This is a genomic window from Nocardiopsis sp. iso_238 (assembly GCF_056173325.1).
The window spans coordinates 3,388,004-3,411,120 of the sequence record NZ_CM149668.1; the positions used below are offsets into that span (position 1 = coordinate 3,388,004).

Sequence of the window (23,117 nt, forward strand, 5' to 3'; positions counted from 1 at the left end):
GGAGGGGCCGCCGATGCGGATCCCCCCGTGGGTGCCCACCCGGTCGTGCCCGGGTCGTTCGTGCCGAGCGACCCGGGCGCGGTCCGCGTCGACGGCCCGTCGGGCGAACGACTTCCCGAAGGGGGGATCTCAGGTCGATCGCGCGGCGATGGGGTGGTAGGCGCGTTCCAGTCCCCCGAGGACGTCCGTGACCACGGCCCCGAGGCTGTTGCGGATGTGCGAGCGCACCAGGGCGGCGGCGGCCGCGCCGTCGCCGGCGATGACGAGCTCCAGGATTCTGTGGTGCTGTTTCAGGTCGATGGTGCGCGGCTCCGCGCCTGCGGGCAGCTCCAGGCCGATCCGCCGGTACCGGTCGGCCTTGTCCCACAGGTCGTCCAGCTGTCTGACCATCACGTTGTTGTGGGAGGCGGCGTAGATCGCCCGGTGGAAGGCCCGGTGCGCCGTGATGGCGTCCTCGCCCCAGGTGCGGGTGACCGGCAGGAGTTCGTCGGCGGCCGCCCGCATCGCGGCGATCTCCCTCTCCGTCCTGCGGAGAGCGGCGAGCTCCGTGGCCGACGGTTCCAGTGAGAAGCGGACCTCCAGCAGTTCGCGCGCTTCGGAGGCGCTCATGGGCGCCACGCGCACGTCACGGTGAGCGTCCATCACGACCCATTCCTCGCTGACCAGTCGTCTGATCGCCTCACGCAGCGGAGTGATGCTCATCCCCAGCTCCTCGGCCAGTGCGTACTGCGACAGGCGCGACCCCGGGGCGAGCTCGCCGGAGGTGATCCGGCGGCGCAGTTCGGTATAGGCCAGCCCGCCCTTGCTGGAGAAGGCGTTCTCGCTGGTCATCGTGACCTCTCTCACAGAAATTTCCCTCACGGGCTTGTGACCCCCGTCTCATGCAGCTTAGACTCCGCCCCGTACTTATAAGGGTCTTATAAGTCGTTGTACGGCAGAAGGAAGTTCATGAGAATCGTTTCCGCCCACGTCGGCACCATCCCCATCAGCTCGTCGATGCGCAACGCGTACATCGACTTCAGCAAGATGGACTGCACGATCCTGGCCCTGGTCAGTGACGTGGTGGTCGACGGCAGGCCCCTGGTGGGCTACGGCTTCAACTCCAACGGGCGCTACAACGCCACGGCCATCCTGAACGAGCGTGTGCTCCCGCGGTTGCGGAACGCCACGGCGGACGAACTGCTGGACGAGCACGGTGAACTCTCACCCGCCCGTGCGTGGGACGTCATGATGCGCAACGAGAAGCCCGGTGGACACGGTGAACGCTCCGTCGCCGTCGGCGTGGTGGACATGGCGCTGCACGACCTCGCCGCCAAGGCCGCGGGGGTGCCGCTGTACCGGTGGATCTCCGATCACTACGGTGACGGCGACCCGGACCAGGACGTCTTCGTCTACGCCGCCGGTGGCTACTACGCTCCCGGCAAGACCCTGGGGGACCTGCAGGACGAGATGCGCGGCTTCCTCGACGCCGGGTACGAGATCGTCAAGATGAAGATCGGCGGCGCCGACCTGGCCGAGGACCTCAGGCGCATCGAGGCGGTCATCGACGTCCTGGGCGGTGACGGGTCCCGCCTGATGGTGGACGTCAACGGGAAGTTCGACCTGCGCACCGCCCTGGACTACGGCCGGGCCATCGAGCCGTACGGCCTCTTCTGGTACGAGGAGGTCGGGGACCCGCTGGACTACGGACTGAACGCGACGCTGTCGGAGCACTACCGCAATCCCATCGCGACCGGGGAGAACCTGTTCTCGTTGCAGGACGCCCGGAACCTGATCCGCTACGGGGGCATGCGCCCGGACCGCGACTTCCTCCAGGTCGACCCGGCGCTGAGCTACGGACTCACGGAGTACCGCCGGGTCCTGGACATGCTCTCCCTGCACGGCTGGTCCTCCCGCCGCTGCGTCCCGCACGGCGGGCACCAGTTCTCGCTGCACATCGCCTCGGCCCTCAAACTCGGCGGCAACGAGTCCTACCCCGGGGAGTTCCAGCCCACGGGCGGCTTCACCGACGACGCGGTGATCACCCGCGGCCGTGTGGCGCCGGGCGACCTCCCGGGCATCGGGCTGGAGGGCAAGGCGAAGTTCCACGAGGTCCTCCGGGGCCTGCACGACTAGCCGTCCGACCGATGGCGCACGGGACACGGGCGCCCGTTCCCGCCAGCACGCCCGGCTGCTCCGAGGCGACGTGCCAGGGCCCCGGTCCCCCGCACCACCGATGACCGTCCGAACCCCCGAACCGACCTCCTGCGGCAGGTCGAGCCGAGCCGAAGACCAGAGAAGGTGCAGCAATGGCACACTCCCATCCGCATTCCCTGTGGGGAAGCCTGTGGGATTCACACCGGCAGATCAAGGAGCTACTGACGTTCTCGAGGCGCGGGACGCCTCGGCGGACGGAGCTGGTGGCGTCAACCGCGGGCGCGGGCGGGGACAGCGGTCCCGCCGAGGCCGAGGGAGGGGCCGAGGCCTCGGAAGCGGCCGAAGGGCCCGACGGCTCCGATCCCGGGTACACGCCCGCCCGGGTCATCGGCCTGGTCCTCGGGCCGCTGCTGTTCGTGCTGACGCTGCTGTTCTTCCACCCCGAGGGGCTCTCCCCGGAGGGTCGGGCGGTCCTCGCCACGACTCTCTGGGTCGCGACGTGGTGGATCACCGAGGCGATTCCCATCCCGGTCACGTCCCTGCTCCCCATCGTGCTGCTGCCGCTGTCCGGCGCGCTGGACGGGGACGCCGTGGTCTCGGCCTACGGCAACGACATCATCTTCCTCTTCCTAGGCGGGTTCTCCATCGCGATCGCCATGGAGAAGTGGAACCTCCACCAACGCATCGCCCTCACGATCGTCTCGGCCATCGGTACGAGTCCGCGCCGCATCGTCCTCGGCTTCATGGTCGCGACGGGCTTCCTGTCGATGTGGGTCTCCAACACGGCCGCCACGATGATGATGATCCCGGTCGGGCTGGCGGTCGCCTACCAGGCCGCCCGTTCGCTGCGGGGCGGGGAGTACGCCGACGACCTGCCGAAGTTCGAGAAGTCCATGGTCTTCGGCATCGGATACGCGGCCACCATCGGAGGCCTCGGGACGCTGATCGGCACACCACCGCTCGCCATCCTCGCGGCGACCTCCAGTGAACTCTTCGGGCAGAGCGTCTCGTTCGGCGGATGGATGTTGTTCGGCGTCCCGATCGCCGTCGCCCTCCTCGCCTTCACCTGGTTCTACCTGACCGGCGTCCAGTTCAGGGTCCGGTTCAAACACCTTCCCGGCGGAAAGGAGATCATCCGGAGGGAGAGGAGGGCCCTCGGCAGGACGTCCACCGAGGAGCGGATCGTGTTCGCCGTCTTCCTCGCCGCGGCGTTCATGTGGGTGACCCGCACCTTCCTCTGGGAGGACCTCCTCCCGGGCATCAGCGACGGTGTGATCGCGATCGCCGCCACGGTGGCCCTGTTCACGCTGCCGACCAGCGGCGGCAGGGACAAGAGGATCCTCCAGTGGGAGGACTCGAAGAGGATCCCCTGGGGCATCCTCCTGCTGTTCGGCGGCGGCCTGGCCATCGCGGCCGGGTTCGTCGAGACCGGCCTCTCCTCATGGATCGGGACGCAACTGCGCACGCTCGACGGGATCAGCGTGGTGCTGATCATCGTCATCGCCACCGCGCTCGTGCTGTTCCTCACGGAGATCACCTCGAACGCCGCGACGGCGACGATGATCCTCCCGGTCATGGCCGCCTTCGCGATCTCGCTGAACATTCACCCGTACGCGTTGATGGTCCCCTGCGCGATGGCCGCGAACTGCGCGTTCATGCTCCCGGTGGGAACCCCGCCGAACGCGATCATGTTCGGCACGGGGAAACTGTCGATCATGGAAATGGTCAGGGTCGGTTTCTGGGTGAACTGGGTCGCCCTCGCCCTCATCGTCGGGGGCGCCCTCTATGTACTGCCGTGGCTGTGGGGAATCGACCTGATGACCCTTCCCCCCGCGTTCCAGTGACCGGGCGGGCCCTCTCCCTGGTCCGAACGGCCAGGACACCGTGGCCACGAACGGTCCTCTGACCGACACCGTCGTCCCCGCCGTGGTCGAGGCCGCGTCGGACACGACACGACGGCCTTCCGAGCGTGCTCGACCGCCCTTTCCGGGCTCCTTCGACCACGCTCGGAAGGCCGCGGACACGTGCCCGAAGGGTGTGGACTCCCGTCCACGAGGACCTTCCACCCCGCAGTACGGCGGGGACCCGGCCGACCGCACACCTGCGCGCGGGCCGTGCGGGCCGCTGGCGGTGACGAACACCGTGCCGCTCCCGGGGCTCGACCACCCGCCGACCGCTCCACCACCGCGCGTGCCCGTGTGATCCGCGGCCGGGGGGCCGTTTCCGGGCACGACTCTGGTGGTCGCCGGTGCGGATCACCCGTCCACCGCGTTCCGCACCGGCGGTCACGCGGGTCCAGAGTACGGACTCGTCCCCCGTCCTCGTGCGTGAATTCGGCAAGTTTCTCGGGTGGATCACACACCCGAGAGCCGCACCTTTATGTCGTAGATTTCTTGTTTGCGCGGCTTGTCTACCTGAAGTTCGGAATCCCCGTCGTTGATCGGTGAATATTTCCGGCCTATCGGACACGAATTCTCGTTCGGGTGAACCCGCCACGACGCTTTCCCTAGGCTCGCTCCGAAATACCCCCTGTCTGAGGAAGCTCCCCTTCCGCCTAGGAGTGTCATGCCCCCGACACCGGAGACCGCTCTCCCGCGCAACCCCTACCGGACCCTGGTCCTGCTCGCCCTGGCCACGCTCTCCGGGCACGGCGACTCCCCCGGCCTGCTGGAGGACGCCCACCGGCTGGTGACCGGGGCGCTGCCCCGCGGCCGCCGCCATCCGCGCCCCCACGAGTACGCGAGGACCCGCCGCCGGGTTCTGCGCAGGTCGCTCCGCCCCCGGAGCTGGCACCCCCGCGGCCAGGCGGGGCTACGGGTCTCCCCGGTGGACGGGGTCGGCGGTGAGGCACGCTCCCTGGAGGCGCTCGACGGGCTGGACGCGCCCGCCCGCGCCGCCTACACCCTGATGCGGCTGGAGTCCCTGGACACGCGGGCCGCCACCGGCCTCCTCAGGTCCGTCGGGGTCCGGGACCCGGCCACCGCCGTGGAACGCGCCCGGCGGGCACCGTCCGCCCCGCTCCTGCCCGACCCCACGGTGGTGCGGGTGAGCGGCCGGGGATCGTGGCTGCACCGGCGCGGACTGGTGGCTGGTACGGGCGCCGTGGTCCTGGTGGTGGCCGCCCTGGGACTCACCACCGCCGATCCCGGCGGTGGGACGAGCTCCGCCACCCTCACGGCCGCCCCGCCCCGCCTCGCCTCCGCCACCGCACCGGACACCTGGCGGGAGAGCTTCCGGCTGGACCTGAACGCCTGGCACCCCCGGGGCGCTGCCGTGGAGGACGACGCGCTCCTCCGACGGGCGCTGACGGCCTGGTCGGAGCAGGAGTCCCACGAACGGGGACTGCCGCCCGGTGCGCCCCGGGTGCTGTTCGCGGGCGCGGTGGCCGACCGCGAGGTCGTCCTTCTGCACGACGGCCCGCGGGTCGCGCGCTACACGCGACGGGACGGGGCGGGAACGGAGCTGGTCGAGGTCTTCGCGGAACCCGCGAACGGAGTGGCCAACTGGCCCGCCCTGCGCCTCGCCGACACCGGCGAGGGCACCCACTACCTGCTCCCGCCGTGGGTGACGGAGGCCGCCACCGCCCCGCTCGGGAACGCCGACGCCGACTGGTCCGACGTGCGTCTCCAGGACGGGGTGACGGAGGCCCTGCCCACCGGCGGGTACTGCGGCGTCGGCCCGGTGCTGCGCCTGCGCGCCCCCGAGGTGGCGCACGGCGAACCGTACTCGGCCATCGACCTGGGCGGGCTGGACACCGCCCACCTGGGGTACATGCCGCCCCCGCCCGCGGAGATCAGGCGGCTGGGCCCGCACGAGGTGTTGGACGCGGAGCGCGGCTTCGACCTGTGGGGCGACCTGGCCTGTGCCGGTGGGGCTCCGGAGGAGCCGGTACGCACCGCGACCGCGTGGGAGTTCGCGGTCCAGGAACTGCCCGGCGGCGGCGAGGGCCGCTGGACCTGCGTGCGCTTCGGCGGACACGACGGCGGCGGGCTGGCCCGCGCCGTACTGGTCACACGGACCGATGAGGGCACCGGAGCCGTGGTGGCCGGGGAACGCGAGGGTGGCTGGGACTGCAGCAACCTCAACCGCCAGGTGGCCGCGGGCACGTGGTGGCGGGACGACGACAGCCGGTGGCACTACCTCGCCGCCGCCTCCCGCGAGGCCGCCTCCCTCACGGTGGAGGGCGGCGCCGAGGGCGCGGCCGGGGACGGTGAGAGCGTGCTGGCGGTCAGGGGCCCGCGTTCGGAGGAGCCTCCGGGCGCGGAGGTCGAACTGACCGCCCTCGACGCGCACGGCGGGGAGATGACCGTCCTGTCACGCTGAGGCCGAACGCCGCCTCGTACCCGGATTCGGGCTCCGAACAACGGGTCATGAGTCACATCCCCGGCCTGTGGCCGCTTCCGGCCACACTCACATGCGTATGCACGTGCAACTGCACCGTCGGTGATATCACTGGGTACAGAGTCCCCCAATCCGGACGGGTAGCCAGGGGGTCGCGAACCGGGTGTTCCAGGTCGGGTTCGCTTTGCCGCGAACCTCCCGGGATCCCACGGCGCGACCGTCCTGGAGCCGGATCGGATCCGCTGTCGGCCACGCGCTGTAGTTAGGGTGAACGCATGTCGATTTGGGCGCGGGGAGACCGTACGGGGCGTGTCGGGGAGGCCCTCCTGATGCTGGAGGGCCAGGGCATCATCGACGGGCTGGAGATCCTGCCCGCCGAGGAGAAGCCCTACCGGGTGCGCGTCCCCGCGGGGATCGTGCACATGGACGAGGACGAGGCCTCCATGTTCGCTTTCGGAGCGGTCGTCGGCTCCTTCGGCAAACTGGCCCGACAGCCGGCCTGACGCCTCCTACCTGCGGCCCATCGTGCGCAGGATCGCGTCGAGCAGGAGGTCCCGCACCATCTCCCGGTGCTCGGGGGTGTGCCGCACCGTGAGTTCGTTGTTGAAGGTGGACAGGCACAGCCCCACCGTCATCTCGGCCAGCGGCAGCGCGGGGCGCCCGTCCTTGGGCAGCTCCTCGACGAAGCGGCCCACCTCGATCGCCTCGCGGACCGCCTCGATCCAGGGTTCGGTCCGCTCGCGCCACCACCGGCGCTGCTCCCCCGGCTCCGCGCCCAGGCCCGAGGCGGCGGCGAGCAGGGCGCCCGACTCCACCCACAGCCCCGTCCAGGCGTCCACCAGGCGGCCCATGTAGCCGTCGATGGACTCCATACGGCCGAAGGTGAGGTCCACCTGGGAGGCGAAGGCCGTCAGGCGCACGTCCACGGCGGCCTGGAGCACCTGGTTCTTGTGGTTGTAGTACCGGTAGACGGTGGACCGGTCGATGTCGACGCCCTCGGTGATCTCCTTGTAGGTGATCTGGCTGAAGGGCTTGGTCCGCAGCAGCTCCACCAGGCTGTTCTGCAACTGGAGCATGCGCTGCGCGGCCCGGAGGCTCCCGCTGGTCCCCGAACTCGCGTCCTGCGGCGCCGTCATGTGAGATCCGTCCGTCATGAGCCCCCACGGCCCTCGTGTGCCAACGCCCTCCAGCTTGCCCCAGATCGGAACGTATGCCAACACGCCGTTGGTCCACCAGGGAACCCTGTGGGTCGCGGTCCCCCTATCCCCTGCGGGCCCGGTGCGCGGCCACGTGGTCCCGGTACCAGTGGTAGCTGTCCTTGGGGTGGCGCTCCAGGGTCTCGTAGTCCACGCGCACCAGGCCGAACCTGCGCTCGTACCCGTAGGCCCACTCGAAGTTGTCCAGCAGCGACCACACGAAGTAGCCCCGAACGTCCACCCCGGCCTCGATCGCGCGCCCCAGGGCGGCCAGGTGGTCGCGCAGGTAGGCGACGCGGTCCGCGTCGTGGACCCGGCCCTCGCGGTCGGGCCGGTCCGGCTCGGCCGCGCCGTTCTCCGTGATGAGAAGGGGCGGGAGCCCCGGGTAGCGGCGGTCCAGGTCCACGAGCAGCTCCTCGAAGCTGTCCGGCACCACGGGCCATCCCATGGTGGTGCGCCGCCACGACCCGGGGAACTCCACCTGTTCGGCCCGGACGTCCACCGCGGTGCGCAGTGCCGGGTCCGGTTCCGTGTGCGGGGCGTCGCGGAACATGAGCGGCCGGTAGAAGTTGACGCCGAGGAAGTCCAGGGGTCGGCCGATGGTCTCCAGGTCGCCCTCCCTCCGGTGGGACGCGTCGGCCAGCGGCCCCCAGACCTCGCGCTCGTTGTCCGGGTAGGCGCCGGTGAAGAGCGGGTCGAACCAGGTCCGGTTGTGGAGGGTGCGGACGCGTTCGACGGCGGCCCGATCCTCCTCGGACCCGGTCGCGGGCACCAGGTGGTCGGGGTTGAGCGTGATGCCGACCTCCCCCGCCCCTGCGGCCCGGAGCTCGCCCACGGCCAGGCCGTGGGCGAGGAGCAGGTGGTGGGCGGCGGCCAGGGCGCCGACGCCCTCCCGGGTGCCGGGGGCGTGGCGGCCGACCGCGTGTCCCACGAAGGCGCTGCAGAAGGGTTCGTTGAGGGTGATCCAGCGGTTGACCCGGTCACCCAGGTGGTCGGCGACGATCCTCGCGTACTCGGAGAAGCGGTGGGCGGTGTCGCGGACCCGCCACCCGCCCTCGTCCTCCAGGGCCTGGGGAAGGTCCCAGTGGTAGAGGGTGAGGGCCGGTTCCACTCCCGCGTCGAGGAGGGAGTCGACGAGGCGGTCGTAGAAGGCCAGGCCCCGGGCGTTGGGGCCGCCCCGGCCGTCGGGTTGGACACGGGGCCAGGAGACGGAGAACCGGTACAGGTCGACGCCGAGTCCGGCGATGAGGGCGACGTCCTCGGCGTAGCGGTGGTAGTGGTCGCAGGCCACGTCGCCGGTCTCCCCGCGGGCCACCCGTCCGGGTGTGCGGCAGTAGGTGTCCCAGATGGACGGTCCGCGCCCGTCCTCGGTGGCAGCGCCCTCGACCTGGTAGGCGGCGGTGGCGGTACCGAACAGCAGGTGGGCGGGGAGTCGCGGTGCGAGCATGGGGACCCTTCGTTTTGGGAGCGCTCCCAGCCTGTCGGGTGAACCGGCCCGTGGCAACCCCCGAACCAGAACGGATCCGGACCCGTCACAATCCAGGGTGCGCCCCGGCGACCGCCGACGCGCAGGGAAAGGGACGGCATGAGCCACACCGACTACTCACAGATCTTCCTGTCCAGGGACGGCTCCCAGGACAGGAGGATCCGCGAGCTCAAGGAGGACCTGAACATCGCCTACTCGCGGATGGACCGCGAGCGCAGCCGCATGCGATCCGAACTGGGGCGGGTCAGGGGCACTCTGGAACAGCGGCTGGACCGGGTGTCGGCCACCCTGGACGCCTTCATCGAGCTCAGCGACGTCCGCGCCACCCTGGCGATGTTCGACGCCGCCGCCATGGCCCGCCACCGCACCCTCCAGATGCTGGACGGGACCCCCCTGCCCAGCCTGGACCTCGACGACGTCCCCGGGTACTGGCTCGTCCCGGCCGCGCGCGGCCTGCACTCCCTGCTGCGCGACGACCTCGCCCGTGCCCGTCCGCACTTCGACGAGGCCGCGGCCGTCGACCCCGAGCGGGCCCGCACCTTCGCGGCGCTGGCCGGTGCGCTCACCCGCGCCGAGCACGCCCGCACCCTCGGCGAGGGCGTGTCCGCGGACCTCCTGCCCCTGCTGCCCGACCCCGGCTCCGAGGTGACCCGGGGCCAGCGCGCGCTGTGGATCCTCACCGCCGACGGCTCCTTCGGGGACGACGCCCGCGAGCACCTGCTGCTGTCCACGCTGCGCGGCTGGTCGGCCGAGGAGGTCCGGATCCCGCTGGTGGGTGAGTGGGCCGCAGCCACCCCTCCCGCCAAGGGCCGTGGTGCCCGGGATCCCCGAGGCGGGAGCACGGCCGCCGCGCCACGGCGCGAGGCCGCCTCGACACTGGCCCGCCTGCGCGAGCGGATCGCGCGGATCACCGCTCCGGGAGGTGAGGACGCCACCCCCGACGTGCTCAGTCCGGACCAGGCCAGTTCCGACTTCCTCCAGGACTCCCTGAGACTGCTCGTGGAGGAGGGCAGCCCGGAGGAGGCACCCCTGTTGGCCGAGGCCAGCCGCCTGCGCGCGGTGATCGAGAACAGCGGCCATAAGGGCACCCTCCCGACCTGGGGCGACGAGGTCGGTACCGTGGGCTCGCTCCTCCAGCGGGACCTGACCCGGGAGGACGCGCCCCCGCACCGACGCACGTTCTCGCTGGTCCTCCTGCGCTCGGCCGTCCTGGACACCGCCGAGGAGCTGGCCGACCGGGCCGGCGACGAGCTCTCCGAGACGACGGAGGTGCGACTGCACGGGGTCCCGGTCCGCGTCACGCCCTCCGGGGCCGACCGCCAGCAGGTCGAGGGCGCGCGTCAGCGGCTGCGCCGGCGCACCGCCCCCGACGGCGGGCACCGGAGGTTCTTCTGGGGCGCCTCGGTCACCACCGGCGCCCTGCTGTTGCTGTCCCTGCTCACGTCCAACGGCTTCCTGTGGGCGCTGACCCTGGTCGGCGCCGTCGCCGCCGGTTACGCCCTCCTCGTGTCCCATCGGGAGAAGGTCGACGCCGAGACCGCGTTCCGGCACCAGAGCCGCAGGCTGGACCAGCAGGTCGACGCGGCGGTCGACGAGTGGCGCCGGACCCGGGCGGAGGCCGAGGAGCACGCGGAGACGGCCCGGCGCGACCTGGAGTCGGTCCGCTCCCTGCTCAGCCCCTGAGCCGACGTCACAGCCAGTCGTTGCGGCGGAAGAGGAAGTAGAGGAGCAGCGACGAGAGGAACATGAACGCCAGGACGAGCGGCCAGTTGAACACCCAGTGGAAGCCGGGCTGGGGCGCGATGTTCATCCCGAAGACCGACGCGATGAGCGTCGGGACGACCAGGATCCCGCCCCAGGACGACACCTTCTTCATCGCCTCGTTCTGGGCCCGGTCGACCAGGTTGCTCTCCACGGTCATGATGTTGCTCAACAGCTGGCGGAACCCCTCGACGTGGTCACGGGCGGCCGCCACGTGGTCGGCCACGTCGCGGAGGTGTTCGCGCAGCTCTCCCTTGTGGTGCTGGCCCGGCCGGGGCATGTTGGGGCCGAACCGCTCGGGGCTGTCCAGGGGTTCCATGATCTCCGCCAGGACCTGGCCGAGCGGGTCGACCGCCCGTTGCAACAGGATGATCTGCCGGGCCAGCCGGTAGGTGCGCTGGGAGGCGTCCCTGGCCCCCGCGAAGACGGCGCTCTCCACCTCGTCGATGTCCTCCTGGAGGGCGGCGACGACCGGCGCGTAGTCGTCCACGACCCGGTCCAGGACGGCGTAGATCACCCCGAGGGCTCCGTGGCCCATCATGTGGGGGTTGGACTCCAGCCGGGATCGGATCTGCTCGAAGTCCACCGAGGGGTCGTGGCGGACGGTGATGACCACGTCGCGGGTGCCGAAGACGTGCACCTCCCCGACCTTGATCGTCTCCAGGCGCTCGTCGTACGTGGCTGGCCGGAGCACCAGGAAGAACACGTCACCGTAGGTCTCGGCCTTGGGCCTCTGGTGGGCGACGATGGCGTCCTCCACCGCCAGCCGGGGCAGGTCGAACTCGCGGGCCGCCTCCAGCAGCTGTTCCCGGTTGGGTTCGGTCAGGCTGACCCAGGCCCCCAGCGAGGGGTCGGCGCGCACCGCCGCGTGCGCCTCCGCGAGGGTGGCCGCCTCGTGCTGGCGCTCACCGGACCGGTACAGGATGATCCGGCACTCACCGGGCGGCGCGTCGGCGGGGAGCGCTGCCTCCTTCCGCCCCAGCGCCATGGTGCGTTCGGGCGCGGATTCGGTCATGGTCTGCCCTTCCCTGCCTGGCCTGACCTGCCCGATCCTGACGCGGCGGGCGGGCGGAGCGCGTCCCGACACGCCGGGGCGCCCCCGCCGGGATCCGTCCCGGAGTCAGTCGCCCAGGCCGGAGGCGCGGAGGGTGATGTTGAGCCTGCCGTTCAGCCCGAGGGCGGGGTCGGCGGTGCCCGGACGGGTGCGGGGGACCCCGTGGTAGGCCAGCCGGGAGGGCCCGCCGAAGACGAACAGGTCACCGCTGCGGAGTTCGACGTCGGTGTAGGGGCGGGTGCGGGTCTCGGTGTTGCCGAACCGGAAGACACAGGAGTCACCGAGGCTGAGCGAGACCACCGGGGCCGGGGACCGTTCGTCGCGGTCCTGGTGCATGCCCATGCGCGCGTCGGCGTCGTAGAAGTTGACCAGGGCGACGTCGTAGGGATCGCCTTCGTACGGGGCTCCGTAGGCGGCTTCGACGCCGCGCCGGGCCAGGTCTCCGAGCAGGTCGGGGAAGGGCTGGACGGGTGTGCCGTCGGGCAGGGTCCGGGAGTAGGAGTACGGAACCCACTGCCAGCCGAGTGAGGTCATGGACACGCTCATGACCCCGCCTCGCGGCATGGTGTGGCGGCGGGTTCCGGCCGGTCCCCGGGCCCACTCCCTGCATCGCCGGACCAGGTCGGCCTGGGCGTCCGGGGTGAGCCAGCCGGGCAGGTGGACCGCTCCCGGTGCGACGGGAACGGTGGGTGGTCCGAACAGCGCATCGTCCATGGGTCCATCATGCACGGACGCCGCGACGCCCGCCCGGAACGGGCCCCGGGCGGCGTCGGCACCGCCCGGGACCCTGCGGGGAGGGTCAGCGGCGCATGAGGTCGCGGATGTTGACCACCAGCAGGACGACCACGATGAGGACGATCGGGACGGTGATGGCGATGCGCCAGTCCGCGATGAAGGCGGCCACCACCCCGACGACCAGTCCGACCACCACCGCCGCGATCGCGATCCCCGTGACGTACTGGACGAACTTGCGGCGGGCGACGGAGTCGATCGCGGCGAAGGCCAGGACCACGCCGAGCATGGCCCAGAGCGTCATCTGTCCGTGGAGCAGGAACAGCGTCAGCGCCAGCGAGATGAGCAGCAGCGGTGTGCTCAGCGCGACCCACAGGTGCAGGAAGCGGTTGGCGCGCTGCTCGCCGGAGGCGTAGGGCATGTGGGGCGCCCTGAGGTGCCCGGTCGGTGACGGCACCAGCGGGGCGTCGCTGTCCAGGGAGCGCAGGAGGGTGTCGCGCTCGTCCGCGAGCAGGGCCCGCTTCTCGTAGACCTCCGCGAGCTCCTTCTCCAGACCCTCGATCCGCTGGGCGTACTCGCGGGCGCGGGGGCGGGAGGCCGCCTCCCGCTCCAGGGCCATGCGGGCCGAGTCGAGCTGGCGGAGGCGGTCGCGTCGGCTGACGACGTCGCCGTCGAGGCCGCGCAGGCGCGTTTCCAGGCCGCGCACGTGGGAGCGGAGTTCGGAGCGGGCGGCGCTCTCGGTGGGCGCGACCTTCTGGAGCCCGACCCACGCCAGCGGGTCGGCCCAGGAGCGGCGGATGGTGCCGTCGCGCTCGTACCGGGGACCGCTGGGGGCCCGCTCGCCTTCGAAGAAGTCACGGGTGTCACGCCCCCACAGGCCACGGAAGCCGTGCACCCAGGGGGTGTCCTCGTCGATCAGGACGGCGTTCCACTCGCGGTCGCCGCCGGGGCCGAGCCGTTCCCCGTCGCCGCGCGCGTAGTCGACGAAGGGCACGCCGATACCGTGCCGGTTGATGGCGGCGTCGGCGCGGAACAGCCGCTGGGTGAACCTGCGCCAACCGCTCACGAGTCCGCGCAGGAAGGCGGGGTCCACCTGGATGAGGTAGTCGCCGGGGAGCATCTGGTGGGAGTGCGAGCCCGCGCCGACGTAGATGACCGGGTGGACTCCGTCCCGGTGCAGGTCGGGGTCGGCCCAGGAGCGGCGCAGGTCGTCGCCGTGGTACTCGTGCGAGGAGGCGCCGACCCACACGGGCCGGGTGGTGCCGTCGGGGTTCTCCACCACGTAGACGGTGACGCGCTCCCAGTCGGCCTCGTGGTCGTTGACCCCGCCGTAGATGGTGCGCCAGTCGTTCATGGCGTAGAAGAACCAGTACTGGAGGACGATGTAGCCGCCCTCGCGGGTGACGCGGCCGTAGTAGGTGGCGCCGCCGTTGTCCACGCGCTCGCGGTAGCGGGTGACCGCCGCGAAGGTGACGCCGCCGGGGACGGCCCCCCGGATGAGCAGGGAGAGCTTCATCAGGATGTCGAGGACGCGGCCGAGCACGCCCACGGCGGCCAGGCGGCCGCTCTTGGGGATGACCGAGCGGGCGATGCCCTTGAAGCGCCGGGCCTCCTCGCGCAGCGTCTCCTCCTGGACGAAGCGGAGGTGCTTGTGGCGGCCCGGCCACTCCTCCTCGGCCTGGGAGAGCCGGTCGAGGGTGAGTTCCCCGGCGGGGACGATGACGCTCTCACGTCCGCCGGGCTCCTCGATCCAGAGACTGCAACTGCGTACGTAGGCGTCCACGTCGGTGGGGAAGAAGAGCTCCCCCTTGGTGCACATGAGCACTGGTTCGTGGGTGCGCAGGAGTTCGAGGTCAGATTTGGCCGCCATGATTCGGACCAAGTTAGTGCATGGGGAGACGGCCGCGCGCACTGAGGCGCGGTGCGGCGGGGTGGCGCGTGTCATGCCCACGGTGGCCGCCGTCGCCACCCCGCACCCGGAGAACCAACCGGAAAACACTTGCCATTGTGGAAAGTGAGTGCCATGCTCGAAACATGACACCGATCGAAGGGAAGCGCATGCGCCGCGAGGACGCCTACGACGCTCTGGAACAGGCCCGGTTACTGGACGCGAAGGTCCGCCCGATGGGTCGCTGGTACACGCTCTACGGCGTCGCGTTCGGCCTGACGAGCACGGTCCTGCTGCTGGCCGTCGGGATCACCGGCACCGTGGGCGGGGCCATGGCGGGCCTGGCCTTCTTCCTGGTGGCCCTCGTGGTGCTGATCGTCTACAGCCTCCGCCAGCCCGTGAAGCCGCTCGACCACACCAAGCTGCACAACTGGGGCATGGCGGGGTGGAGCCTGGTCTACGTCGTCGCCATGGTGCCGGGTTCGGTCCTCTTCCGGGGCGAGCTCCTGTGGTGGGTGCCCCTGGCCGTGCTCAGCGCCGTCCCCACGACCGTGACGGGCCTCATCGTCCTGCGCCGCAGCGGGAGAGTTCGGTGAACCACCCCCGCAGCAGACTGGACGAGGTCATCCACTCCCCCGTCCGCTTCTCGATCGTCGCGGCCCTGGCCTCGGCGAGCCAGATCGAGTTCCGGGTCCTGCGGGACACCGTGGAGGTCAGCGACTCCGTCCTGTCCAAGCAGATCGCGACCCTGGAGCAGGCCGGGTACGTCGGGGTGACCAAGTTCCGGGTCGGACGCCGGACACGGACCTCCCTCCTCCTCACCCCCGAGGGGAGAGAGGCCTTCGACCAGCACGTCCAGGCGTTGCGCGACATCTCCGCCGGTGTGGAGCTGCGCCTGCCCGAGGACGGCTGAGCCGTCCCCGGGTCTGCCCGTGCCCCCGCCGCGCGCGGACACCGCTCCCTCCTCCGGCTCGCGCCCCGGTCCCGACCGCGCCGGGCCCGACCGCGCCGGGCCCGACCGCGCCGGGCCCGTCACCGGTCGCCCGGGGCACGCTCCACTCGCAGCTCCAGGGCGTCCAGGAGGAGCCCCACCGTCACCTCGAACTGGTCGAGGTCGTCCACCTCCGGGAGCACGGGGGCCACCGCCGCCAGGTGGGGGTGCTCCGACGCGGACGCCGTGAGGTACGAACGCCGCCAGGCCGACCGGTCCGCCTCCTGCTGCTCCGGGGCCAGCGCCCGGAACCCGGCCTCGTAGGAGCTCATGGCGAAGGCCGTGTCCACGAGGGCGCGGTAGTAGCCGGCGGCCTCCCGGTCCGTGAACCCGGCCCGCAGGAGCGCCCCGACCACGGCGTCGGCTCCGCGCAGCTCGGCCGGTCCACGGGTGACCCGGGTGGACACCAGCCGCGCCACCCTCGGGTGGGCCAGGCAGGCCCGCCGGATCCGTCGGGCGAGGTCGGCGAGGGTCTCCCGCCAGCTGTCGGAGGCGGCGAAGTCCCGCATCGCCTCCTCGATCAGGCGCTCGGCCAGGCCGACGAGGATGTCGTCCTTGCCGGAGAAGTGCCGCAGCACCGCCGTGTGGTTGGACCCCAGGTCCCGGCCGAGCCTGCGCAGGGTCAGGGCGTCCGGACCGTCCTCCTCGACGACGGCCCGCGCCGTGTCCAGGATGGTGGCCGGGGTCAGGCCGGTCGAGGGGGGCCGCCCCCGCCGTGCGCCCCCGGCGCCCGTCATCCCCGCTCCAGGTGGGCCACGACCGCGCGCAGGGCCGCGACGGTCTCGGCGTCCCGGTCGGTGTCGTCGGCGGTGGGCCAGGCACTGGTCTTGACCACGACCACGTCCGCCTCGGGGTCGACCCACAGGAACTGGCCGTGGATGCCCAGGCCGGTGTGGGCCCGCCGCTCGCCTCCGAGGGTCCACCACAGGTCCGAGTAGCCGTAGTGCGGCGTCGCGGTGGATCCGAGGGCGCCCACCTCCAGGTGGGGCACCCCCGCCCCGCGCGCCCGCTCGGTCCAGCCCTCGGGCAGGAGGCGTTCGCCGTCCAGCACACCGCCCCGGGACATGAGCAGGCCGACCTTGGCCAGGTCGCGCACCGTGGCGTTGAACGATCCGCCGCCCAGGGCGGTGCGCGGGCGCTCCCTGGTGAGGAAGTAGTAGGCGTCGTCCTGTGCGCCGATCCGCTCCCACAGCTCGGCCGCGTACGCGGCGAGGGGCATGCCCACGGCGGATTCGAGGACCCAGCCCAGCACCTGGGTGTCCAGGGTGGAGTAGTTGAAGCGGGTGCCCGGCGCCACCGTGGCGGGGACTCCCCTGAGCACGGCCAGGAGGGAGCCGCCGCCGGTGACGGCCCGTTCGAAGTCGTTGATGGTGGCCGAGGGGTCGGGGTAGTCCTCCAGCCGTTCGTCTCCGGCGCCGCTGCTCATACGGAGCAGGTCCTCGACGGTCGCGTCGGCGTAGGCGGTGCCCGCCAGGTCCGGCCGGTGGTCCGAGACCCGTTCGTCCAGGGATCCGAGATCGCCTCTGGCCAGGGCCATGCCGACCAGAACGGAGGTGACGGACTTGGTCAGGGAGAAGAGCTGGAAGCGGGTGTCGGGGGCGGCGAAGCGCCCGGGGTAGGTCTCGTGGACCAGGACCCCGCGGTGCACGACGGCGAAGCCGGTCGTGTGGGTGGCCTCGTGCAGCTCCCCCAGGGTGCGCTGGCGGCCCCGGTGTTCATAGACCACCGGCAGCGGTCGCGGGGCGCGCGGGAGCGGCCTCGGACGCCCGGACCGGGGCACGGCCCGGGTGGGCATCAGGGCGTCCATGTGGGTGAACGTCCACTCGTTGATCGGACGCCGGGTGGCGACCTCGGCCTGGTTGCGCCACAGCCAGACGGCCCCCGCACCCAGGCCCGCGCCCACTCCGGCGATCGTCGCGGCGGTGGCCAGGCTCCGGACTGCCCGGTACCCGTTGGTGCCCATCGTCGTCCTCATTCGGTGTCGGTCTCTTTTCGTTCCAATGGTGTCACCACTGGAACGAAAGTCGCAAACGACGACCCGCTCACCCGGTGGTGGCGGGTCGGCACGATGGCGGTCCCCCGCCGCGCCGCGTCCGCCCTCTCGGGGGCACGCGGCGGAGGACCGGGCTCAGGCGGCCCGTTGGGGCTGGCGATCCCGTGAGGTGTCGGCCGGAACCGCGAGGTCCCGCACCGCCTCGGCGATCTCCGGAAGCGCTGCGGCCTCGTGTGGCGCGTCGGCCGCGGCCGACCGGGGTTCCGGGTCGGTGGAGGTGGCGTCCGTGCGGACACGACGCCTCCGCACGGTCTCCCTCCGGGGGACCGCGGGCCCGGACCCCCGGTCCCCTCGGGCGGCGCCCACCCCCGCGACCACCACCAGGGCCATCCCGACCAGCTGCACGGCCACCGGCGCCTGACCGATGATGACCATGCCCATCACCAGCGCCACGGCGGGTTCGAGGCTGGAGAAGGTGCTGTAGGCGGTGCGGCTCATCCGCTGGAGGGCGATCATCTCCAGCAGGAACGGCACCATCGGGAAGAGCAGCGCGATGAGCAGCGTGAACATCACGAGTTCGAGGTCGGGCTCGGCGAGGGCCGCCGGGGCACCCAGCGGCGCGGTCACCAGCGCGCCCACGGTCATCGCGAGGGCCAGGCCGTGAACGGCGCCGAACCCGGCCCCGACCCGCTGGGTGAGCACGATGTAGCCGACCACGCAGACCGCCCCGGCCAGCGCGAATCCGATGCCCGCGAGGTCGAGATCGCCCTGCCAGGGGCGGGTCAGGCAGACCACGCCCACCACCGCCGCGACGATCCACACGAGCTCCCGGCGGCGGCGCATGGCCGCGACGGCGACCACGAGGGTCCCGAGGAACTCGATGGAGGTGGCGGTGCCGAGCTCGATCCGCGCCGTCGCCTCGGAGTAGAACAGCATCATCCCCGCGCTCGCTGTGCCCAGGATCACCACCGCGCCCAGCTCACGCGGGGTCGCGGCGCGCACGGCACGCCACAGGGAGGGGCCGCCGAGCATCAGGAGGAGGAGCGCCGCCCACGTCAGCCGGAGCCAGGTGACCGTCGCCGGACTCGCCTGGTCGAAGGCGGTCACGGCCAGGGCGCTGCCCGTGTGCAGCGTGAACATGGCGACGAGCAGCATGAACGGCGCCGGGACCTGAATCCGGGCACGGCGGGGCGAGGAGAGGAAGGAGCGGATCACCCGACCATTGGACCCATGGCGTTCGTTTCTGTCCACGGACTGATGGTTGACGAACCATGTAGTTTTGGTTGATGGACTTCACCCGGCTCCGACTGCTCGTCGAACTGGAGCGACTCGGGACGATGGCGGCTGTGTCCGAGGTCACAGGCATGAGCACGTCGGCCGTCTCGAAACACTTCGCCGTCCTGGAGAAGGAGGCCGGGGTTCCCCTCCTCGTCCCCGACGGACGGCGGGTGCGGCTCACCCCGGCCGGACGTCGGCTCGCGGAGCACGCCGTGGACATCCTCGCCCGGGTGGAGGCGGCCCAGGCGGAGTTCGACGGCGACACCGACCCCGTCGGCCGTGTCGACCTGGTGATGTACACGTCCGCGGCGCCGATCGTGCTCCCGGCCGTCCGCCGTCTGCGGCGCGACCACCCCGGGATCGACATCCGCCTGACCGAGTACGAGTCGGACCAGGCCCTGGATCTGCTCCAGGACGGAGGGGCGGATCTGGGGGTGGTGTACCAGTACAGTCTTCTCCCCCGGGAATTCCCGGGCACGCTGACGGTGTATCCGGTGGGAACGGAGGCGCTCCTGCTCTCCCAGCCCTCCCAGGGGGCGGACAGCCGAACGCTGACCCGTCGCCGTCTGCGCGAGCTCTCCGACGCCTCATGGATCGCCAGCCCCTTCCGGGGCGACGAGGAGGCCCTCCTCCAGCGGATGTGCGCCGACGCCGGGTTCACCCCGAGGATCCGGCACCGCGTGGACACCCTGGAGCTGTTCGAGGAACTGGTCGCCACCGGCGCGGGCGTGGGCGTGGTGCCCCGGCTCTCGACCTCCACCCGGCGCGGGGTCGCGCACGCCCCCCTCGGGGAACTGGGTGGCTTCCGCCAGGTGTACCTGGCCGGGCGCACCGGGGGTTGGGCCTGGCGCCCGATCCGCGTGGTCGCCTCCTACCTGCACCAGGCGGCGGAGGACGTGCTCGACGAGGTCCCGCCGCTCCCCTTCTGAACTCCGGCGGCGGTCCGACTCCCGGACCCGAGCGCCCGGGACCCGAGCGCCCGGGGCACGGGGGCGCGGCCTCCCGGGTCAGCCCGCGATGGCGAAGGGGCCGACCGAGGGGACCGGGACCTTGCTGGCGGCCTCGCGGACGGCGGTGAGCAGAGGTTCGGGGGTGGACCCGGCCCGGGACAGGACGACGATGTGGCGGCGCGCGGTCTCGCGTACCCCGCGTACGACGATCTGCGGGTGGTTGAGCCCCGTCCACGCCAGCCTCGGCATGAGGGCGACGCCGAGACCCGCCTGGACCATGGAGAAGACGGCGCTGAAGTCGTCGACCGTGTGCACGACCCGCGGCTGGAACCCGGCCTGGTTGGCGGCAGCGGTCACACAGGAGTTCCACGCGGTGCCCGGCCCGGACATGATCCAGTCCTCACCGGCCAGGTCCTCGGCCAGGTGCAGGCTGGTCCGGGTGGCCAGGGGGTGCTGGTAGGGCAGGATCGCGTCGAAGAGCTCGACCATGACCGGGTCGCTGCGGAAGTCCGGGTCTCCGGCAGCGGGCAGATGGCTGGTGGACATGGTGACGGCCACGTCCAGGCGGCCGGAGCGCACCATCTCGGCGCTCTCCTCCGGTTCGGCCTGGACGACCTCGAAGGTCCAGCCGGGGTGGCTGGTGCGCAGACGGGCCAGGGCGGGGGCGACGAGGTCGCTGATGCCGGTGGAGAAGGAGCCGACACGCACGACCCCCCGGTCGCCGTCGGTGTACTCGGCCAGGTCGGCGGCGGCACGCTCCATCTCCGCGAAGATCACGTGCGCGCGCTTGAGCAGGACCCGGGCTGCGCCGGTGAGCAGGAAGCGGCGGCCCTGGCGTTCGACGAGGGGCACGCCGGCCTCCTTGGCCAGTGCGGCGAGCTGCTGGGAGACCGCCGACGGCGTGACGTTGAGGGCCTCCGCGGTGGCGGCCACCGTGCGGTGGTGGTCAAGGGCCTGAAGGAGCTGCAACCGCCGAACGTCGATCATGCGTCCCAATTTAGGACAGAACGAACAGGTTTCGATGGTGTTCCGGTCTGATTAATCAGCGTTTGATGGTGATTCCTTACACATCGTCCACCGATGTCGCCTTCACCGGCCATGGTGACCTCCAGAAGAAAGATTCGCTATTTTTTCTCCACAGAGACGTCATGCTTCCTTTTCTCCCGTGTCGCACCTGTTCCGGTTGATACCGGCACGTACAGTCAGACCCACAGCTCAACCAAGGAGGCGCAGAGCGCGACTCCCGGGGAACCGCACCCCATGCTGGTGGAACGGGTGAGAAGAACATGCAAACTTCGCTGATGACCAAACCTGGTTCGACGAACGTCGGCGTTCTCGGCTTCCGCTACCTCGGCGCGCACGAGGTGGAGGAGCTCGCGGACCTGTGGGGCGCCCTGCACCAGCAGCACACGATGACCGCCCCGCACCTCGAGGACATCATCAGCTCGGTGAGCCTGGACGAGTCCTGGCGCCGCCGCCGCGCCCAGTACGTGGCCTGGCTCCGTGACCCGGACACCATGGCGATCCTCGCGGAGCACGACGGGGACCTGGCCGGGTACGCGATGGTCACCGTCCGCGAGAACGCGCAGGGCAGCTGGGACCGGGGCGAGCGCGTCGCCGTCGTGCAGACCTTCGCCATCGACCCCGACTACACCGGCACCGGGGTGGGCTCCAAGCTCCTGGAGGAGGTCCGCCGCCAGCTCGCCTCCATGGGCATCCGTGACGTCGAGTTCTCCGCGCTGGCCACGGCCTCCGAGGACATCAGCTTCCTGGAGCAGGAGGGGTTCCGCCCCTTCGTCACCACGATGGTCTGCCGCGTGGACGGCTTCGGCGCCCACGACTAGCGGCACACGGCCCCTCCCCCACCCGCCGTCGGCGGACAGGGCGGCGGCGGCCCCACGAACCAGCCCCCGCGCGGTCATACCCACGTCCCGCGCGGGGGCTTCTCCGTGCCCGGACGGGCTCGGGTCCGCGCCCGTCCGGCGACACCCCGCGACACACCCCGGCGTGGGCGGGCGGCGAACCGCTACGCTCGGGCCCGTGGCCTCCTCCGACTCCAGCACCTGCATCTTTCCCGGCTGTACCCGCCCGGTTCCCCGGGGCTCCTCCCCCGGACGCCCCCCGCAATACTGCGACCTGCCCGAACACACCCGCTGGCGGGCATGGAAGGAACGGCAGCGGCTGGCTCAGGAGGCCGAGAACGCCGAGGAGGCGGCCCGCGCCGAACCGGACGAGAAGACGGCCGCCACGGCGCCCGCCCAGGGCGCGGAGCCCGTCACCGCCGCCCGGCTGCGCGCGGACGACCTCCTCACCCGGTTCGCCGTCCAGGCCGAACAGCTCAGCGCCACCCTCGACTCCGCGACCGAGGCCTTCGCGACGATGTCCGACCCGGCCGCCGCCGAGGCGCAGGTGGAGGCGGCCCGACTGGCCGCCGCCCGCCAGGTGTCGGAGGCCGACTCCGCCCGTTTGGAGGCGGAGAACCGCCGCCGTGAGGCCGAGGCCGCCCGCCGCTCGGCGGAGGAGACCACCGCCGCCGCCGTGACCGCCACCCAGGACGCCGAGCGCATGGCCGAGGAGGCCCTGCACCGCAGGGACACCGCCGAGACCGAAGGTGAACGCCAGGCCGAGCTGGCCCGTACCGCCGCCGCCGAACGCGACGCCGCCGTGGCCGAGGCCAACGCCGGTCTGGCCGCCGCCGAACGCCGGATCACCGAGACCACGGAACGGGCCCGCACCGAACTCCTGCGGGAGCGGGCCGCATCAGCCGAGCGCCTGGAACGGGTCCAGGTGGAGGCCGAGCGCCTGCGCGCCGACCTGGCCGAGCAGTCCCGCCGCCGGGACGAGGCCGAGCTGGCCGAGCGCGGGGCGCTGGCCCGGGCCGAGCACGCCGAGGAACAGGCCGCGCGGAACGCGGGGGCCCTGGAGACCGAGCGCGCCCGGTTCGGCACCGAGCTGGAGCGCGCCCACCAGAGACTGGAGTCCGACCGGGCGGCCGCCGGGGCCGAGCGTGCCCGCCTCACCACGGAGTTGGAACGCCTCACCACCGAGCTGGACACCCAGCGCCGCAACGCCGAACTCACCCTCACCGAGGCCAGGGAGGCGGCGGCCGCGCGTCTGTCCGTGGCCGAGGAGGCGCGCGACCGCGCCCAGGAGCGCGCCGAGCGGGCGGAGACCGAGCTCAGAGACGTCAGGGAGACCACGGCCCAGAGTGCCTGATAGGGCACATCTGCGGCCTACGTGCCCTTTCGTCACGGTATTTCGGCTTAGGATGGCCACGTGCGAGATCTGGGAACCACTGGCGAGACCGGCCC

At 71.8% G+C, this 23,117-nt stretch carries 20 protein-coding genes; 10 read left to right on the top strand and 10 right to left on the bottom strand.

What is annotated here, in order from left to right; all coding sequences use genetic code 11:
• Window positions 1–129: 129 nt before the first annotated feature.
• Complete coding sequence (locus AC0VYL_RS15225) at window positions 130–831, bottom strand: GntR family transcriptional regulator (RefSeq protein WP_475453564.1); 702 nt, start codon at window positions 829–831, stop codon at window positions 130–132.
• Window positions 832–948: 117 nt separating this feature from the next.
• Between AC0VYL_RS15225 and AC0VYL_RS15230 the strand changes: the two genes are divergently transcribed.
• From AC0VYL_RS15230 to AC0VYL_RS15245, 4 genes are all read left to right on the top strand, one after another.
• A complete protein-coding gene (locus AC0VYL_RS15230; RefSeq protein ID WP_475453566.1) occupies window positions 949–2,115 on the top strand; it encodes an enolase C-terminal domain-like protein in 1,167 nt (388 codons plus the stop codon).
• A gap of 173 nt (window positions 2,116–2,288) precedes the next feature.
• A complete protein-coding gene (locus tag AC0VYL_RS15235) occupies window positions 2,289–3,980 on the top strand; it encodes an SLC13 family permease (RefSeq protein ID WP_475453568.1) in 1,692 nt (563 codons plus the stop codon).
• A gap of 721 nt (window positions 3,981–4,701) precedes the next feature.
• Window positions 4,702–6,459 carry a hypothetical protein gene (locus AC0VYL_RS15240; protein WP_475480535.1) on the top strand — a complete coding sequence of 586 codons (1,758 nt, stop codon included), beginning with the start codon at window positions 4,702–4,704 and terminating at the stop codon, window positions 6,457–6,459.
• Between the two features lie 293 nt (window positions 6,460–6,752).
• Entirely contained in the window at window positions 6,753–6,980 is a 228-nt protein-coding gene (locus tag AC0VYL_RS15245) for a hypothetical protein (protein WP_475453572.1), read from the top strand.
• Between the two features lie 6 nt (window positions 6,981–6,986).
• Here AC0VYL_RS15245 and AC0VYL_RS15250 read toward each other — a convergent pair whose 3' ends face one another.
• Together AC0VYL_RS15250 and AC0VYL_RS15255 are read right to left on the bottom strand one after the other, a co-directional pair.
• Window positions 6,987–7,553 (bottom strand): TetR/AcrR family transcriptional regulator, encoded by a 567-nt coding sequence (locus AC0VYL_RS15250; RefSeq protein ID WP_475463093.1) that lies wholly within the window; start codon window positions 7,551–7,553, stop codon window positions 6,987–6,989.
• Between the two features lie 184 nt (window positions 7,554–7,737).
• Window positions 7,738–9,120, bottom strand: coding sequence for a GH1 family beta-glucosidase (locus AC0VYL_RS15255; RefSeq protein ID WP_475480536.1), 1,383 nt, complete (start codon window positions 9,118–9,120; stop codon window positions 7,738–7,740).
• 138 nt (window positions 9,121–9,258) lie between these two features.
• Here AC0VYL_RS15255 and AC0VYL_RS15260 point away from each other — a divergent pair, with 138 nt between their 5' ends.
• Window positions 9,259–10,842, top strand: a complete 1,584-nt coding sequence (locus AC0VYL_RS15260; protein ID WP_475480537.1) for a hypothetical protein — start codon at window positions 9,259–9,261, stop codon at window positions 10,840–10,842.
• A 7-nt stretch (window positions 10,843–10,849) separates the two neighbouring features.
• Here the strand turns inward: AC0VYL_RS15260 and AC0VYL_RS15265 are convergent, their stop codons facing one another.
• The 3 genes from AC0VYL_RS15265 to AC0VYL_RS15275 all read right to left on the bottom strand — a co-directional run bounded on the left by AC0VYL_RS15265 (window position 10,850) and on the right by AC0VYL_RS15275 (window position 14,576).
• Window positions 10,850–11,935, bottom strand: a complete 1,086-nt coding sequence (locus tag AC0VYL_RS15265; RefSeq protein WP_475480538.1) for a magnesium and cobalt transport protein CorA — start codon at window positions 11,933–11,935, stop codon at window positions 10,850–10,852.
• A gap of 105 nt (window positions 11,936–12,040) precedes the next feature.
• The gene (locus tag AC0VYL_RS15270) at window positions 12,041–12,688 is read right to left on the bottom strand and encodes an alpha-ketoglutarate-dependent dioxygenase AlkB family protein (RefSeq protein WP_475453581.1); all 648 of its coding nucleotides are present in this window, start codon (window positions 12,686–12,688) and stop codon (window positions 12,041–12,043) included.
• Between the two features lie 85 nt (window positions 12,689–12,773).
• Window positions 12,774–14,576 carry a hypothetical protein gene (locus AC0VYL_RS15275; RefSeq protein WP_475480539.1) on the bottom strand — a complete coding sequence of 601 codons (1,803 nt, stop codon included), beginning with the start codon at window positions 14,574–14,576 and terminating at the stop codon, window positions 12,774–12,776.
• 164 nt (window positions 14,577–14,740) lie between these two features.
• Here AC0VYL_RS15275 and AC0VYL_RS15280 point away from each other — a divergent pair, with 164 nt between their 5' ends.
• Entirely contained in the window at window positions 14,741–15,190 is a 450-nt protein-coding gene (locus AC0VYL_RS15280; protein WP_475453585.1) for a hypothetical protein, read from the top strand.
• A complete protein-coding gene (locus AC0VYL_RS15285) occupies window positions 15,187–15,507 on the top strand; it encodes a winged helix-turn-helix domain-containing protein (protein ID WP_475480540.1) in 321 nt (106 codons plus the stop codon). Before AC0VYL_RS15280 ends, AC0VYL_RS15285 begins: the two co-directional genes overlap by 4 nt.
• A gap of 119 nt (window positions 15,508–15,626) precedes the next feature.
• On the opposite strand, the gene AC0VYL_RS15290 is transcribed toward AC0VYL_RS15285, so the two are convergent.
• The 3 genes from AC0VYL_RS15290 to AC0VYL_RS15300 all read right to left on the bottom strand — a co-directional run bounded on the left by AC0VYL_RS15290 (window position 15,627) and on the right by AC0VYL_RS15300 (window position 18,793).
• Window positions 15,627–16,322 carry a TetR/AcrR family transcriptional regulator gene (locus AC0VYL_RS15290; protein ID WP_475480541.1) on the bottom strand — a complete coding sequence of 232 codons (696 nt, stop codon included), beginning with the start codon at window positions 16,320–16,322 and terminating at the stop codon, window positions 15,627–15,629.
• A complete protein-coding gene (locus tag AC0VYL_RS15295; protein ID WP_475480542.1) occupies window positions 16,319–17,560 on the bottom strand; it encodes a serine hydrolase domain-containing protein in 1,242 nt (413 codons plus the stop codon). The genes AC0VYL_RS15290 and AC0VYL_RS15295 overlap by 4 nt, the downstream gene beginning before the upstream one ends.
• A 153-nt stretch (window positions 17,561–17,713) precedes the next feature.
• On the bottom strand, window positions 17,714–18,793 hold the full coding sequence (locus tag AC0VYL_RS15300; protein WP_475480543.1) for an EamA family transporter: 1,080 nt from the start codon (window positions 18,791–18,793) through the stop codon (window positions 17,714–17,716).
• A 71-nt stretch (window positions 18,794–18,864) separates the two neighbouring features.
• On the opposite strand from AC0VYL_RS15300, the gene AC0VYL_RS15305 reads away from it, so the two are divergent.
• Window positions 18,865–19,785: a LysR family transcriptional regulator gene (locus tag AC0VYL_RS15305; RefSeq protein WP_475453595.1), complete on the top strand. Its 921-nt coding sequence runs from the start codon at window positions 18,865–18,867 to the stop codon at window positions 19,783–19,785.
• A gap of 78 nt (window positions 19,786–19,863) precedes the next feature.
• Here the strand turns inward: AC0VYL_RS15305 and AC0VYL_RS15310 are convergent, their stop codons facing one another.
• On the bottom strand, window positions 19,864–20,793 hold the full coding sequence (locus AC0VYL_RS15310) for a LysR family transcriptional regulator (protein ID WP_475453597.1): 930 nt from the start codon (window positions 20,791–20,793) through the stop codon (window positions 19,864–19,866).
• A gap of 314 nt (window positions 20,794–21,107) precedes the next feature.
• Between AC0VYL_RS15310 and AC0VYL_RS15315 the strand changes: the two genes are divergently transcribed.
• Both AC0VYL_RS15315 and AC0VYL_RS15320 read left to right on the top strand, forming a co-directional pair.
• Window positions 21,108–21,650 carry a GNAT family N-acetyltransferase gene (locus tag AC0VYL_RS15315; protein ID WP_475453599.1) on the top strand — a complete coding sequence of 181 codons (543 nt, stop codon included), beginning with the start codon at window positions 21,108–21,110 and terminating at the stop codon, window positions 21,648–21,650.
• A 196-nt stretch (window positions 21,651–21,846) separates the two neighbouring features.
• Window positions 21,847–23,022: a hypothetical protein gene (locus AC0VYL_RS15320; RefSeq protein ID WP_475480544.1), complete on the top strand. Its 1,176-nt coding sequence runs from the start codon at window positions 21,847–21,849 to the stop codon at window positions 23,020–23,022.
• The last annotated feature ends 95 nt before the right edge of the window (window positions 23,023–23,117 follow it).